This is a genomic window from Brevundimonas bullata, from assembly GCF_014207965.1.
GTDB classification, from domain to species: Bacteria; Pseudomonadota; Alphaproteobacteria; order Caulobacterales; family Caulobacteraceae; genus Brevundimonas; species Brevundimonas bullata_A.
The window spans coordinates 128,781-142,869 of sequence record NZ_JACHLM010000005.1 but is presented as its reverse complement, the minus strand read 5'-3'; the positions used below and the strand labels follow the sequence as shown (position 1 = coordinate 142,869).

The 14,089-nt window shown below is 68.2% G+C and carries 9 protein-coding genes; 5 read left to right on the top strand and 4 right to left on the bottom strand.

Annotation, left to right across the window (positions count from 1 at the left end):
* Positions 1 to 9: 9 nt before the first annotated feature.
* The 3 genes from HNP51_RS14230 to uxaC are packed head-to-tail and all read right to left on the bottom strand — an operon-like array spanning position 10 to position 4,394.
* Complete coding sequence (locus HNP51_RS14230; RefSeq protein ID WP_184272026.1) at positions 10 to 1,509, bottom strand: UxaA family hydrolase; 1,500 nt, start codon at positions 1,507 to 1,509, stop codon at positions 10 to 12.
* A gap of 3 nt (positions 1,510 to 1,512) precedes the next feature.
* Positions 1,513 to 2,982 (bottom strand): mannitol dehydrogenase family protein, encoded by a 1,470-nt coding sequence (locus tag HNP51_RS14225; RefSeq protein WP_184272029.1) that lies wholly within the window; start codon positions 2,980 to 2,982, stop codon positions 1,513 to 1,515.
* Complete coding sequence (gene uxaC, locus HNP51_RS14220; protein ID WP_184272032.1) at positions 2,979 to 4,394, bottom strand: glucuronate isomerase; 1,416 nt, start codon at positions 4,392 to 4,394, stop codon at positions 2,979 to 2,981. Before uxaC ends, HNP51_RS14225 begins: the two co-directional genes overlap by 4 nt.
* On the opposite strand from uxaC, the gene HNP51_RS14215 reads away from it, so the two are divergent.
* The 5 genes from HNP51_RS14215 (at position 4,393) to HNP51_RS14195 (ending at position 12,556) form a co-directional block, all read left to right on the top strand.
* Positions 4,393 to 4,650: a hypothetical protein gene (locus HNP51_RS14215; RefSeq protein ID WP_184272035.1), complete on the top strand. Its 258-nt coding sequence runs from the start codon at positions 4,393 to 4,395 to the stop codon at positions 4,648 to 4,650. The two genes, uxaC and HNP51_RS14215, sit on opposite strands and share 2 nt — an antisense overlap.
* A 91-nt stretch (positions 4,651 to 4,741) precedes the next feature.
* Positions 4,742 to 7,507, top strand: coding sequence for a TonB-dependent receptor (locus tag HNP51_RS14210; protein ID WP_184272038.1), 2,766 nt, complete (start codon positions 4,742 to 4,744; stop codon positions 7,505 to 7,507).
* A 218-nt stretch (positions 7,508 to 7,725) separates the two neighbouring features.
* Entirely contained in the window at positions 7,726 to 9,210 is a 1,485-nt protein-coding gene (locus tag HNP51_RS14205) for a TolC family protein (protein ID WP_311769956.1), read from the top strand.
* Positions 9,207 to 10,262, top strand: a complete 1,056-nt coding sequence (locus HNP51_RS14200) for an HlyD family secretion protein (RefSeq protein ID WP_184272044.1) — start codon at positions 9,207 to 9,209, stop codon at positions 10,260 to 10,262. Before HNP51_RS14205 ends, HNP51_RS14200 begins: the two co-directional genes overlap by 4 nt.
* Positions 10,259 to 12,556, top strand: a complete 2,298-nt coding sequence (locus tag HNP51_RS14195; protein ID WP_184272047.1) for an ABC transporter permease — start codon at positions 10,259 to 10,261, stop codon at positions 12,554 to 12,556. Before HNP51_RS14200 ends, HNP51_RS14195 begins: the two co-directional genes overlap by 4 nt.
* Here the strand turns inward: HNP51_RS14195 and HNP51_RS14190 are convergent.
* On the bottom strand, positions 12,553 to 14,028 hold the full coding sequence (locus HNP51_RS14190) for a cobyric acid synthase (protein WP_184272050.1): 1,476 nt from the start codon (positions 14,026 to 14,028) through the stop codon (positions 12,553 to 12,555). The two genes, HNP51_RS14195 and HNP51_RS14190, sit on opposite strands and share 4 nt — an antisense overlap.
* Positions 14,029 to 14,089: the final 61 nt, after the last annotated feature.

The following is a 14,089-nucleotide window of genomic DNA, read 5'->3' as shown; positions in this document are numbered from 1 at the left end:
CGGCGGCGCCTAGAGATAGGCGCCGACCTGCCAGGGCACGAACTCGTTGTCGCCGATGCCCAGGGCCTCGGATTTGGACGGTTCGCCCGAGGCCACCGCCAGCATCCGCTCGAAGATGGCGCGACCGACCTCCTCCATCGACGTCCCGGTCAGCACCGGCGAGGCGTCGATGTCCATGTCCTCGTCCATCCAATTCGCCAGCTTGGCGTTCGACGCCACCTTGATCGACGGCGCGGGCTTGGCGCCGAAGACCGAGCCCCGCCCCGTGGTGAAGACGATCAGATTGGCGCCCGACGCGATCTGCCCCGTCGCCGAGCAGGGGTCATAGCCGGGACTGTCCATGAAGCTGAGGCCCTTGGCTGTCAGCGGCTCGGCATAGCCGATCACGTCGTTCAGCGGGGTCGATCCGGACTTGGCCACGGCCCCCAGCGACTTCTCCAGAATGGTGGTCAGACCGCCCTTCAGGTTGCCGGGCGAGGGGTTGTTGTTCAGCTCCATGCCGTGCTTGTCGGCATAGGCGCGCCACCATTCCAGACGGGCGTTCAGCCGATCCGCCACGTCCTGCGAGGCCGCACGGCGCAGCAGCAGATGTTCCGCGCCCCAGATTTCGGGCGTCTCTGACAGCATGGCCGAACCGCCGTGCGCGACCAGCAGGTCCACCGCCGCCCCCAGGGCCGGGTTGGCCGTCACTCCGGACCAACCGTCCGAGCCGCCGCATTGCAGACCCACCGTCAGGTGCGAGGCCGACACCGGCTGGCGCTGAACCTTGGCCGCGTCGGCCACCAGTTCGCGGACAATCTCAATGCCCGCTTCGATGGCGCGGGCCGTGCCGCCGGCTTCCTGAATGGTCAGGGCACGCAGGGTCGAACCGGCTTCAAGGCCTTCGTTGACCAGCCAGGCCGAGATCTGATTGGCTTCGCAGCCCAGACCGACGATCAGGATGGAATGGAAGTTCGGATGCCGGGCATAGCCCGCCAGCGTCCGCTGCAACAGGGTCGTATCGCTGGACAGCGAAGACCCGCCGCAACCGCCCTGATGTGTAAAGGCCACGACGCCGTCCACGCCCTTGGGCAGGCTGGCGTCGGGGAAGGCGTCGGCGATCCGCCGCGCCACCGTGGCCGAACAGTTCACGCTGGTCAGGACGCCGATATAGTTCCGCGTCCCGACCCGACCGTCGGCGCGGATGATGCCGTTGAAGGTCGCCCCCGACAGCGGCTCCGGCGTCCGCACATCCGCGCCGACCTCGGCCTCGCGCCCGTCCTCGGCCATGGCCAGGTTATGGACATGAACGTGATCCCCGGCGGCGATCGCGGCTCTGGCCCGCCCGATGACCTGACCATAGCGGCGGACCAATCCGCCCACCTCCACCGCATGGCGAGCGATCTTGTGCCCGGTGGCGATGTCGGCGCGCGCGGGCGCTTCAAGCCCTTCGGGCGTGTCGCCCAAGGCAATGTCATCCAGCGCGATGGCGACATCATCGGCAGGGTTCAGGACCAGGACGCGGCTCATGCTCTACTCCGTCACCCGGCGAGCGGCCTCGACCGCGCCGTGCTCTCTCAACGACAGAAAGGCCCCGGTCACCGCCTCGACAAAGCGCCGGTCGGTCGCCAGAGCCTGAGGGAAGACCGCCGACAGGGTCAGCAGGGCGCGGACCTCGGCCTCGTCGTTCTCCGACGCCGCGATCAGCTCGGCGGTGCGCGCCGCCAGCGGGTCATCAACCACCACGGCCTCGCCGCCCTCGGTCACGCCCTCTTGCCAGCGCATCCAGGCGGCGACGCCGAGCGCCAGCGCCTCGACGCCCTGGCCGGCGGCAAGGCGTTCAGCCGCCCCCGCCAGCAGGCGTTGGGGCAGCTTCTGCGACCCGTCCATGGCGATCTGCCGCGTCCGGTGCATCAGGGCCGAGTTGGAAAAGCGGGCCATCAGCTCAGCGCGATAGGCGTCCACATCCAGCCCGGGCGGCGGGCTCAGCGTGGTCTGCGCCTCGTCCCACAGGGCCTCGATAAAGGCCCTGAAAGCGGGAACGGCCACGGCCTCATGCACATGCTCATAGCCCGACAGGGCGCCGAGATAGGCCACAGCCGAATGGGCGCCGTTGAGCAGGCGCAGCTTGGCGTCCTCCCAGGGCTCGACCGCATCGGTCAGTTGAACCCCGAAGGCCGCAAAGTCGGGCCGCTCACCCGCGAACCAGTCCTCGATTACCCACTGAGTGAAGGGCTCAGCCTTGACCATGCCCTGATCCTCGACGCCCAGACGAGCGGTCAGGCGGGCGATGTCGTCGGGAATGGTCGCCGGCACGATCCGGTCGATCATGGTCTGGGGGAAAGCCCCCTCGGCCTCGATCCAGCCAGCCAGAGCCGGGTCGATCCGCCGGGCCATGGCCAGCACCCCAGCGCGGATGCGCTGGCCGTTGTGCGGAAGGTTGTCGCAGCTGATGACGGTAAAGGGCCTCAGCCCCTTGGCATTCCTCGCCCGCAAGGCCGCGACGATGAAGCCCGGCGCGGTGCGCGGAGCCTCAATGTCCGCCAGATCGGCGGCCACCTCGGGATCGTCCAGCAGCAGGTCGCCGGTCGCCGGATCAAGGCGATAGCCCTTCTCGGTCACCGTGAGGGTGACGATGTGAACCTCGGCGTCAGCCATGGCCGCGACCAGGGCCGCAGGGTCTTCCGGCCCCACCAGAACCCCGCGTCCGGCGCCGATCACCCGCAGATGCTCCGCCGGCCCGTCGCGCACGACTAGGGTGTAGAGCCCGTCCTGAGGGTTCAGTTGGTCGCGCACGCCTGGCGACCTCAGCGAGGCCCCCAGCACGCCCCAGCGCAGGTCGCCGCTGGCCAGCACATCGTCGAACACCACCGCCTGATGGGCGCGGTGGAAGGCCCCAATGCCCAGATGGACCACGCCGGTCTTCACCTGGGCGCGGTCATAGGCCGGACGGGCGACGTCGGCGGGCAGGCTCGACAGGGCCGCGTCGTTGAGGCGGGTCACAGCTTGTAGGCCGCCTTGACCAGACCATAGGTCAGGGCGTGGGCCAGCTCATGCGCCTCGTCCTCTTCCATCCTGTGCTCGACCACCAGCTTGGCCAGGTAGCCGCAGTCCATGCGCCGGGCCACGTCGTGCCGGGCCGGGATCGACAGGAAGGCCCGCGTGTCGTCGTTGAAGCCAACGGTGTTGTAGAAGCCCGCCGTCTCGGTGACCTGCTCGCGGAAGCGGCGCATGCCCTCGGGGCTGTCGTGGAACCACCAGCTGGGGCCCAGCTTCAGCGCGGGATAGTGGCCCGCCAGCGGGGCCAGTTCGCGGCTGTAGGAGGTCTCGTCCAGCGTGAACAGAATCAGGGTCAGGCGAGTGTCCGAACCGAACCGGTCCAGCAGCGGCTTCAGCGCCCGGACATAGTCGGTCTGGGTCGGAATATCGCAGCCCTTGTCGCGGCCGAAGCGGTTGAAGACCGTGGCCGAATGGTTGCGGAAGCTGCCAGGGTGCAACTGCATCACCAGCCCGTCCTCGACCGACATGGCGGCCATCTCGGTCAGCATCTGGCCACGGAACAGTTCAGCATCGGCGGCGCTGGCCGGAGCGGTCGAGACCCGCTTGAACAGGGCCTCGGCCTCGCCCTTCGACAGGTCCGCGGTGAAGGCGGTCGGGTGGCCGTGATCGGTCGAAGTGGCCCCCATCTCGATGAAGAAGGCACGGCGGTCGCGCAGGGCCCGGAGGTAGCCTTCCCAGCTCTGGGTATCCCGGCCGGTCTGTTCAGCCAGAACCTTAAGATTGTCGCGGAAGCCCTCGTAATCCGGGTCCAGAACCGGGTCGGGGCGATAGGCGGTCAGCACCCGCCCTTTCCAGCCCGAGGCCTTGATGACCTTGTGGTGCTCCAGGGTGTCGAGCGGGCTCTCGGTCGTGGTCAGCACCTCGATGTTGAAGCGGTCGAACAGGGCGCGCGGCTTGAAGGCGTCGGTCTTCAGCGCGGCGTCGATGACGTCGTAATAGTGGTCCGCCGTCTCGGCCGACAGGCGCACGTCGATGCCGAAGGCCTCGGCATAGACCCAGTCGTGCCACATGCGCGAGGGCGTGCCGCGGAACAGGTGATAGTTCTCGGCGAAGCGCCGCCAGATGGTGCGCGGATCAGTCTCGACCGGACCGCCGTCGGCGCGAGGCACCCCCAGGTCCTCCATCGCCATGCCCTGCGAGTGCAGCATGCGGAAGACGTAGTGGTCGGGCGTGATCAGCAGTTCGGCCGGGTTGGCGAAGTTCTCGTTGCCCGCGAACCAGCTGGGGTCCGTGTGACCGTGCGGGCTGATGATCGGCAGGCCTTTCACTTCGGCGTAGAGACGACGCGCGACTGCGCGCGTGTCGGCGTCGGCCGGGAACAGGCGGTCGGGGTTCAGGCGAAGCGGCTGGGTCATGCAGATACTCGAAGCAAGGAGTCAGGCGGTCGGAAACAACGGTCGGACGAACCCTGATTCGACCCTGGTTGCGGTCGCGGCAATCAGCAGCGGCATGGTCGTCTCCCTGTTCGCCGACCGTCTGCTGCGGTCGATCGGTCGTATTTCGCTGGGCCCAGCTCCGGCCTGCGACATTGACGGAAACGGCGTTCGCCCTCGTCTTGCCACACGTCAAAAACTGTGCGTAGCTTTGTATGACACCGGTGGCACAGGCTGACAAACGCCAAATGACACCGGTTCCCGCGATCGCGGAGGCCGGAACGGGGACGCAACGATCCTCGAAAGGCCCAACTGGGAGGAGGACATAGATGACCCACCACGCTACCCGTGCGCGTTACGCGCTGACCCTTGGCGCCTCGCTGGGCGCCCTAACGCTCGCAATGGCTGGCGGCGCCTACGCCCAGGACGCCAACTCCGCCGACGGCCAGGCCACCACCGTCGATGAAGTCGTCGTCACCGGCTTCCGCGGCAGTCTGGCTCAGGCGTTGAATGTCAAACGCCGCGAAGCCGGCGCGGTGGACGTCATCGTCGCCGAAGACATCGCCGACTTCCCGGATCAGAATCTGGCGGAGGCCATCCAGCGCATCCCGGGCGTCGCTATCACGCGTGACGCGGGCGAAGGCCGCAACATCTCCGTGCGTGGCCTCGGCCCCGACTTCACTCGCATCCGCATCAACGGCATGGAGGCCCTGGGCACCACCGGCGGCACCGATAGTTCAGGCGGCACCAACCGCGGACGCGGCTTCGATTTCAACGTCTTCGCCTCTGACCTGTTCAATAGCATCACGGTGCGCAAAACCGCCTCGGCCGAAACCGAGGAAGGCTCGCTGGGCGCCACCGTCGACCTGCGCGCTGCGCGCCCGTTCGATTACAAGGACGGCCTGACCATCGCCGTCTCGGGTCAGATGGGCTACAATGATCTGGCTCAGAATGCGGACCCGCGCGGGGCCTTCCTGATCTCCAACACCTGGGCCGACGGTAAGTTCGGCGCCCTGCTCTCGGTCGCCTATTCGAGCCGCGAAGCCCTGGAAGAAGGGCACAGCACCGTGCGCTGGCAGGGTGGAAACATCGGTCGCGCCGGCCAGGGCCAGGGCGTCATCAATGCCTTCACGCCGCGCCTGCCGCGCTACGGTATCCTCGAACACGATCAGGACCGCCTGGGCCTGACCGCCGCCCTGCAATGGCGGCCCAGCGACGCGACCGAAGTCAGTCTGGACGTCCTCTACGCCGATTTCAGCGCCACCCGCTTCGAGCACTTCCTGCAGGCGCCGGACTTCAGCGCCAGCGGAAACGCTGGACGCAACGGCATCATCGTTCGCGACTCGTTCGTCGACGCCAATGGCAATATGCTCTACGGGCGCTTCGACAACGTCGATGTTCGTTCGGAGTCGCGTTACGATGAACTGTCGACCGAGTTCACCCAGGTCACCCTGAACTTCAAGCACGAGTTCAACGACCGCTTCCGCATGGACGCCCTGGTCGGCTCCAGCAAGTCTGAGCACGACAACCCGATCCAGACGACGCTCCTGTTCGACAAGGTCGACTCGCAGAACTACGTCTATGACTATCGTCAAAATTCGAACCTGCCGCTGATCACCTACGGCTTCGACGTCAACGATCCGGCCCAGTGGAAGCTGACGCAGATCCGTATGCGTCCCCAGACGGCGGACAACACCTATGACACGGTTCAGGTCAACACGACCTTCGACATCAGTGATCGCTTCCAGCTGAAGACCGGCTACTTCTTCAAGGACTACAGCTTCGCCACGACCGAGCAGCGTCGCGATCCGGCCTCCTGCACGCCGCCCCTGGCGGTGACGGCGAACGCCGAAGCCTGCATCCCCGCCTCGGTGGCCGCTGCCGCGATCAGCGGCTACAGCCGCACGGTCGGCTTCTCCGACGGTTGGGACATTCCCTCTGGCACGGCGCTGAACTGGCTTATCCCGGACTATCAGAAGGCTTCGGACCTGTTCGGGTTGGACGGCTACGCCCTGAGCTGGAAACCGGCCAGCGGCAACAACCGCTCGGTTCAGGAAAAGACCACCGGCGCCTACGCCCAGATCGACTTCGATCTGGACACGACCATCCCGATCCGCGGCAACATCGGCACGCGCTACGTCTCGACCGACCAGTCGTCCAAGGGCTATCAAATCGCGGCTGGCGCGCCGATCGAGGTGCGTGCCTCGCGCAACTACGCCGACTGGCTGCCCTCGGCCAACATCGTCATCGAGCCCCGCGAAAACCTGCTGGTTCGCCTGGCCGCCGCCAAGGTCATGTCGCGACCGGGCCTGGGCAATCTGACCCCCGGCGGCAGCGTCTCCGTGTCCGGCAACAATCGCACCGTGAGCTCGGGCAACCCCATGCTGGAAGCCACCAAAGCCACGACCTATGACGCCGCGATTGAATGGTACTTCGCGCCGGAGTCGATCCTGTCGCTCGGCGTCTTCCATAAGAAGATCGACACCTTCATCGCCACCCAGACGACCACCGGTCCCTTCACCGGCAACAGCCTGGGCATACCGGACAGCGTCGCAACCGCCGCCTGCGGCACGGTCGTCGGCTGCTCGGCCTCAGCGGACTGGGTGTTCAACAAGCCGGTCAACACCGACGGCGGCGACCTGACCGGCTTTGAGGTCTCGTATCAGCAGCCCTTCACCTTCCTGCCGGGCATCTGGTCGAACTTCGGCGTGATGGCCAACTACACCTTCGTGGACTCGGAAATCGAGTATCCGAACGGCACGACCAACACCCTGACCGAACTGTCCAAGAACGCCTACAACGGCACGCTCTACTATGAGGACGAGCGCTTCAGCGCCCGAGTCTCGGGCACCTATCGCGACGGCTATCTGACCCAGGTTCCGGGCCGGAACGGCAATGCGATCGAGGGCGTGGTCGATACCTTCAACGTCGACGCCTCGGCTTCGTGGCAGGTCAGCGACAGCTTCACCCTGACGCTGGAAGGCATCAACCTGACCGACGAGGTCCCGACCCAATACGTCGGCGACTACAACCTGGTCTCGGTCCACCACCACACCGGTCGTCAGGTCTTCGCGGGCTTCCGATACAAGTTCTGAGCCGACTTCCACCGCACTCCTGAGCGGTGAACTGGGCGCCGACGATCTGATCGTCGGCGCCTCTTTTTTTCTGGACCTTCGAAGGCATGCAACCCGAAGCCCTCTCGCGCGATTTATAGCCAAGCTCGTGCCTTGCGCTGGCCCGACGGTCGGCTGACCGTCTGATCCTTCAGGGGGATGTCGCCTCGATGGTGAGATCAGGACGGAGAGCTCGGGGCGTGTGGCGGCGCGGCGTCGGCCTGGTCGCTCTGGCGCTTGCAACACCCGCCCTTCTGGCGTCCGCGGCCCATGCCCAGGAGACCGTTCCTTTCAGCTTCGAAGCGGCCGCCGCTCGGCTTGACGCTGCCTCCAGCATCCGACGCGCGTCCAGCGCCGACGTGACGGCGGCCGAGGAACAGGCGGCCGCGGCGCGCACGCTGAACCGGCCGACCATCGCCGTCGACGCCCAGGTGCTGCGCTATCAGAAGACCTTCGACATCTCGCTGTCCGACGCCCTCGGCCAGGCCGAGTCCGTCGCCAATCAGTTGCTGCCCGGCATCATCGGCGACCTGCCCGGGGTCCCCGGCGACATCCTGCAAGCCATCAACGACCGGCTGGAAACCGCCCTGCCCGAGTTCTTCGCCAGTCTGCCCGGCAGCGTGCGGCTGAAGACCGCCGATACCAGCTTCCGTCCCGTCGCCACCGCCGTCATGCCGATCTACACCGGCGGCGCCATCCCGGCCCTGCGCGACGCGGCCGGCGCCAATGTCGACATGGCGCGCGCCCGGCAGGCCGAGGCGGGCAATCTGGAAAGCGTCAATCTGGTGCGGGTTTATTTCGGCCAGATCCTGACGCGCGAGGCCCTGACCATCGCCCGCGACACGCGCGACGGCTTCGACCTGCACCTGCGCAACGCCCAGGCTATGGAACGCGAGGGCTTCCTCAGCGCCGCTCAACGCCTACAGGTTCAGGTGGCCCGCGACGCCGCCCAGCGTCAGGTAGATCGCGCCGAACTGGAGCATGACACGGCGGTCCAGAGCCTGGCCCGGATGCTGGATGTGACCGCCCCTGTCGCCCCGACCAGCCCGCTGTTTGTCAACTCGACCCCGCCCGGCCCTGTCGACGACTTCATTGAAGCCGGGACCGCCGACAATCCCCGCGTCGCTCTGGCCGGCGCGGGCCGCGATCTGGCCGAGGCAGGCGTCGATCTGGCGCGGTCGCGGCTGCGTCCGTCGGTTTACGCCTTCGGCGCCTACAACCTGAACCGCGAGGACGCCCTGCCGACAGAGCCGGACTGGGCCGTCGGCGTCGGCGCCCGCTACACCCTGATGTCCTCGCTGGATCGCGGGCGGATGATCAGCGCCGCCCGCGCCCGGTCGCAAGCCGCCGAACAGCTGGAGCGTCAGGCTCGCGACGAGGTGCGCATCCTGATCATCCGCACCTACAATCTGGTCGAACTGTCGCGCCGTCAGTTCCTGTCGCTGGACTCCAGTCTGGAGGCGGCGACCGAGAATCTGCGGGTTCAGGACCTGTCCTTCCGGGAGGGCGAAGCGCCCGCCTCCGCCGTCATCGACGCCCGCACCCTGCTGGGCGCGGCCCGGCTGCAGCGCGCGGCGGCGGCCTATGAGTATGAGCTGGCGCTGGCCGCCCTGCTGGCCGCCAGCGACCGCAGCGACGAGTTCATCAGCTATCTGCAACGCGCCGACCGGGTGATCGCCCCATGACCGAGACCGCCCCCGTCGCTGATATTGCCGCTGACCCGACCTCGCCGCCGCCCCGTCCACACCGCGCACCGCCCGTCCGGACCCTGCTGATCGCCGTGGCGGCGCTGGCCGTGCTGGCCTTCGTCGTCATCGGCCTGTTCCTGGCGGCGCGCCCGGCCCCGCCGCAGGTGCAGGGCATGGTCGAGGCCGAGACCTTCACCGTCGCCACCAAGGCCCCCGCCCGTGTCGAGAAGATGCTGGCCTCGGCCGGCGACCGCGTCGTTCCGGGACAGGTGCTGGCCATCCTCTCCAGCCCCGAGATCACCGCCGCCGATCAACAGGCCGCCGCCGCCCTGCAAGGCGCCCAGGCGGTGCAGGAACTCAGCCGGGTCGGCGCCCGTCCCGAAGACATCCGCTCGCTGGAATCCATCTGGCGCAGCGCCCAGGCCGCGGCCCAGTTGGCCGCCCAGACCGCGCGGCGGGCTGAAAACCTGTACGCCGAGGGCGTTATCTCGACCCAGCGTCGCGACGAGGCCGTCGCCGCCCGCGCCGCCACCGCCGCCCAGTCCGAGGCCGCCCGGCAGCAATACCTGAAAGCCGTCGCGGGGACCCGCAGCGAGGAAAAGGCCATCGCCGACGCCCAAGTCGCCGCCGCCCGCGCCGGCCTCGGTGGAACGGCGTCGCTGCTGGCTGAAACGCGAATGACGTCGCCCTCAGCCGGCGAGATCGCCGAACGCTTCTCCAACCCCGGCGAACTGGTGCTGATCGGGGTGCCGGTCTTCACCGTGGTGGATCTGGATCACGCCTGGGTCGCCTTCAACCTGCGGGAGGACCAGTTCAACGGCCTGAAGATCGGCCACACCGTGCGCGGCGACATTCCCGCGCTGAACCGCAAAGGCGTGCCCTTCCGCGTCAGCTTCATCAGCCCCCAGGGCGACTTCGCCACCTGGCGCGCCACCCGCCAGTCGCGCGGCTATGACGTGCGCAGCTTCGAGATCCACGCCAAGCCCGTCGCCCCGGTCCAGGGCCTGCGTCCCGGCATGAGCGTCCTGTTCGACTGGCCCGCCCGGTGACGACGCCGACCGGCGGCGTCTTCGGCCGCGCCCTGCGCGCCGAGGTCGCGCATCTGGCCCGCAGCGGCTGGGACCTGATCCTGCTGATCGTCATGCCGGTCGTGCTGATGGTCGTGGTCGGGGCCATGCTGTACCAAGGCGTGGTGCGCGACGTGCCGGTCGCTGTGGTCGATCAGGACCATTCCGCCTTCAGCCGCGCCGCCATCCGCCACATGGAGGCCAGCCCCGGCGTGCGGGTCGTGGCCCAGCCGACCGATCTGGAAGCCGCCTGGCCCCTGATGCGCTCGGGCAAGATCTACAGCCTCGCCTACATCCCGCGCGGCGCGGAGAAGAACGCCTTTCGCCAGCCGGACGCGGTGATCGTCTATTTCACCGGCGCCTTCCAGACCGTCGGTTCGCTCGCCGCCTCGGCCCAGACCACGGCCCTGACCAGCGCCGCCGCTCCGTTAATCCTGGACCGGGCGCGGGCGCTGGGGGTTCCCGCCGCCCGACTGAAGACGCCCGCCGTGCAAGTCACCATCCTGGGCAATCCGCACCTCAGTTTCGAGCTCTTCCTCGGCGGCTTGATCATGCCCGGCGTCCTGCATCTGCTGATGGCCTGCGCCGCCGTCATGGGAGTGGGACGCGAACTGCGCGGCGGGTCGTTGCAGGCCTGGTCGGCGCGTATGGATGGACGGCTGGCGGCGGCGCTGGCGGGCAAGCTGACGCCCTATGTCCTCGCCTTCACCCTGTGGGGCGCGGTCTGGATCGCCTGGCTGTGCGGCTGGCGCGGCTGGGGCGTGGAAGGCAGCCTGCTGGTGCTGTTGGGCGGCCTGTTCGCCCTGATGGCGGCCACGGCGGGTATCTCGGCCCTGCTGGTCACGCTGACCGGCGACATGGACGTCAGCTTCTCGGCCACGGCGGTCTATGCCGGGTCAGCCATCGCCTTTTCCAACGGCACCCTGCCCCTGCTGCACGGCCCGGCCTTCGCCCAGGTGTGGAGCGCCGTCCTGCCCTTCACCCATTACCTGCGGCTGCAGAACGAACAGATGGTGCTGGGCTCGGACATCGCCGCATCAATAGAGCCTCTGCTGATCCTGCTGGCTGTCGCGGTCGGGACCTTCGCCCTGTCGGTCCCCCTGGCCCATCGCCGCGCCCGACGCGCGCCCAAGCCGGAAGACCTCAGCCTGTCCCTGCCCACGCGCAGCTTCGGCGGCGCCTTCGTCGGGACCTTCGCCGGCATCTTCAAGCACCGGCCCCTGTCGAGCACCATCCTTCTGGCCGTGGTCGCCTACGCCTTCTACTACCCCATGGCCTATGTGGGTCAGACGCCGGTCAAGCTGCCCGTCGCCGTCGTGGATCAGGACCATTCGGCGCTGAGCCGACGACTGGTTCAGGAAATGAACGCCACACGCGCTCTGGACGCCTCGGTCGTCACCGCCTCGCCTTCCGAGGCCGAACGAATGCTGCGCAACGGCGAGGTCGACGCGGTCATGCACATCCCCGAACGGTTCGAGTCGTCGCTGATCCACGGCGACGCCAAGGGGGTCGGTCTGTATCTGAACGGCGCCTATCTGGTTCGCGCCACGGCCATGGGCAAGGCGCTGGGCGGAGCTGCAGCCGCCGCCGCCGAACAGACCCTGACCCCGGTGATCGAGGCGACGCGTCTGCTGGAACGCGCCCCGACCGTGGTGCAGCGCCCGCTCTACAACACGACGGACGGCTACGGCAGCTATGCGGTCCCTGCGGTCAGCGCCATCATCCTGCAACAGACTCTTCTGCTGGGCGCCGCCCTGTTCGCCGGACTGCGTCGAGAGACGGGCGCGCAACCGCTTTCGACCCGCAGCTTCCTCGGCCTGTGGGCCGCCCTGACCCTGATCGGCTGCGTCGCCAGCCTCTTCTATTTCGGCTTCGTCTTCTGGTTTCAGGACTATCCGCGCATGGGCGACCTGTTCGGGATCTTCCTGGCCGTGCCGGTCTTCGCCGCCAGCGTCTCAGCCCTGGGTCTGGCCATCGGCAGCCTGTTCGACCGGCATGAGCGGGCCATGCAGATCCTGGTCGCGACCTCGGTGCCGCTGTTTTTCCTCGGCGGCGCCGCCTGGCCCCTGTTCCTGATGCCTGAACCGCTGGCCTGGCTGGCCCGCCTGTCGCCCTCGACCTCGGCCATCCAGGCCTTCGTCAAGCTGAACGCGGCGGGCGCGAACGTGGCCGAGGTCGCGCCGGAGTTGCTGACGCTGGCCGTACTGGCCGTGACCTTCGGCGCGGTCGCCTGGCGGAGGCTCGGCGACCGTTCGTCCAACCCCGCCGTCGGCTAGGTCAGGCCCGCGATCCGGCTGAGCGCTGGGATGTCGAAATGCGTTTCCAGCACCGCCGCGATGCGGTCCAGCGCGCGGTCGACCCGCTCCGTCTGATCCACTCCGTCGGAGCATGCGCCGAGGTCAGCCAGGATCGCCGCCCGCGCTTCGACCCTATCAAACAGGCCGTGGACATAGAGGCCCGTGATCCGCCCGTCGGCGGACGTCGCGCCATGGGCTCGCCCTTCGATCCGAGCGTAAGGACGCGCCGTGTCCGGCCCCCCGGTCTGACCGATGTGGATTTCGTAACCGGCGAACGCCGCGTCCGAAATCGCCAACCGCCCGCTGGTCTGACGCAGCGTCTTCTCGCCCGCCAGCACAGTCTGGACGTCGAGCAGACCCAGACCCGGCGCCGATCTGGCCACGCCCTCGACCCCATCCGGGTCGCTAATGGTGCGGCCCAGCATCTGATAGCCGCCGCAGACGCCCAGCACCCGACCGCCGCGCCGCACGTGGGCGGCGAGGTCGATGTCCCAGCCCTGGGTCCGAAGAAAGGCCAGGTCCGCCAGGGTCGCCTTGGTCCCCGGCAGGATGATCAAATCGGCGTCGCCCGGCAGGGCCGTACCCGGCGGGACGAAGCCGAAGTCCACCCCCGCCTCGTGCCGCAGCGGATCAAAGTCGTCGAAATTGGCGATGCGGGACAGCATGGGCACGGCGATGCGCACGCGCCGCCCCGCCCCGGTCCCGACGGCCCTGTCCAGCACAACGGCGTCTTCGGCCGGCAGGGAGCGCGCATCGATGAGCCAGGGCGCCATGCCCAGATCAGCCCAGCCGGTGCGGCGTTCGATCTCGGCCCGGCCTTCGTTAAACAGGGCAGGATCGCCCCGGAACTTGTTGATCAGGAAGCCCTGGATCATCGCCCGGTCGCCTTCGTCCAGCACGGCGTGAGCGCCGACCAGAGCCGCGATGACATGGCCCCGGTCGATGTCGCCGACCAACACCACCGGCACCTCGGCCGCGCGGGCGAAGCCCATGTTGGCGATGTCGCCGGCGCGTAGATTGGTCTCGGCCGGACTGCCCGCCCCCTCGACGATGACCAGATCCGCCTCGGCCTGAAGACGACGGAAGCTGTCCACCACAACGTCCAGCAGAGCGGCCTTGCGGTCCTGATAGCCCGCCGCCTGCCACACGCCTTCGACGCGCCCGCGCACGATCAGTTGCGCGCCCGTGTCGCTCTGCGGCTTCAGCAGGACCGGGTTCATGTCGACCGTCGGCGGGGTGCGACAGGCCAGGGCCTGAAGCGCCTGGGCGCGGCCGATCTCGCCCGCCCGGCCCTCGGCGTCGGCCGCGGTGACGGCGGCGTTGTTGGACATGTTCTGCGGCTTGAACGGCCGCACCGTCAGGCCGCGATTGGCGAACAGCCGGCACAGGCCCGCCACCAGCACTGACTTGCCCACGTCCGAGCCGCAGCCCTGAATCATCAGCGCCGCCATTGGCCCTCCGCGCACATCCGTCTCATCACTGGACCTAGGGCCGCGCCCTTGTCCGGGTCAA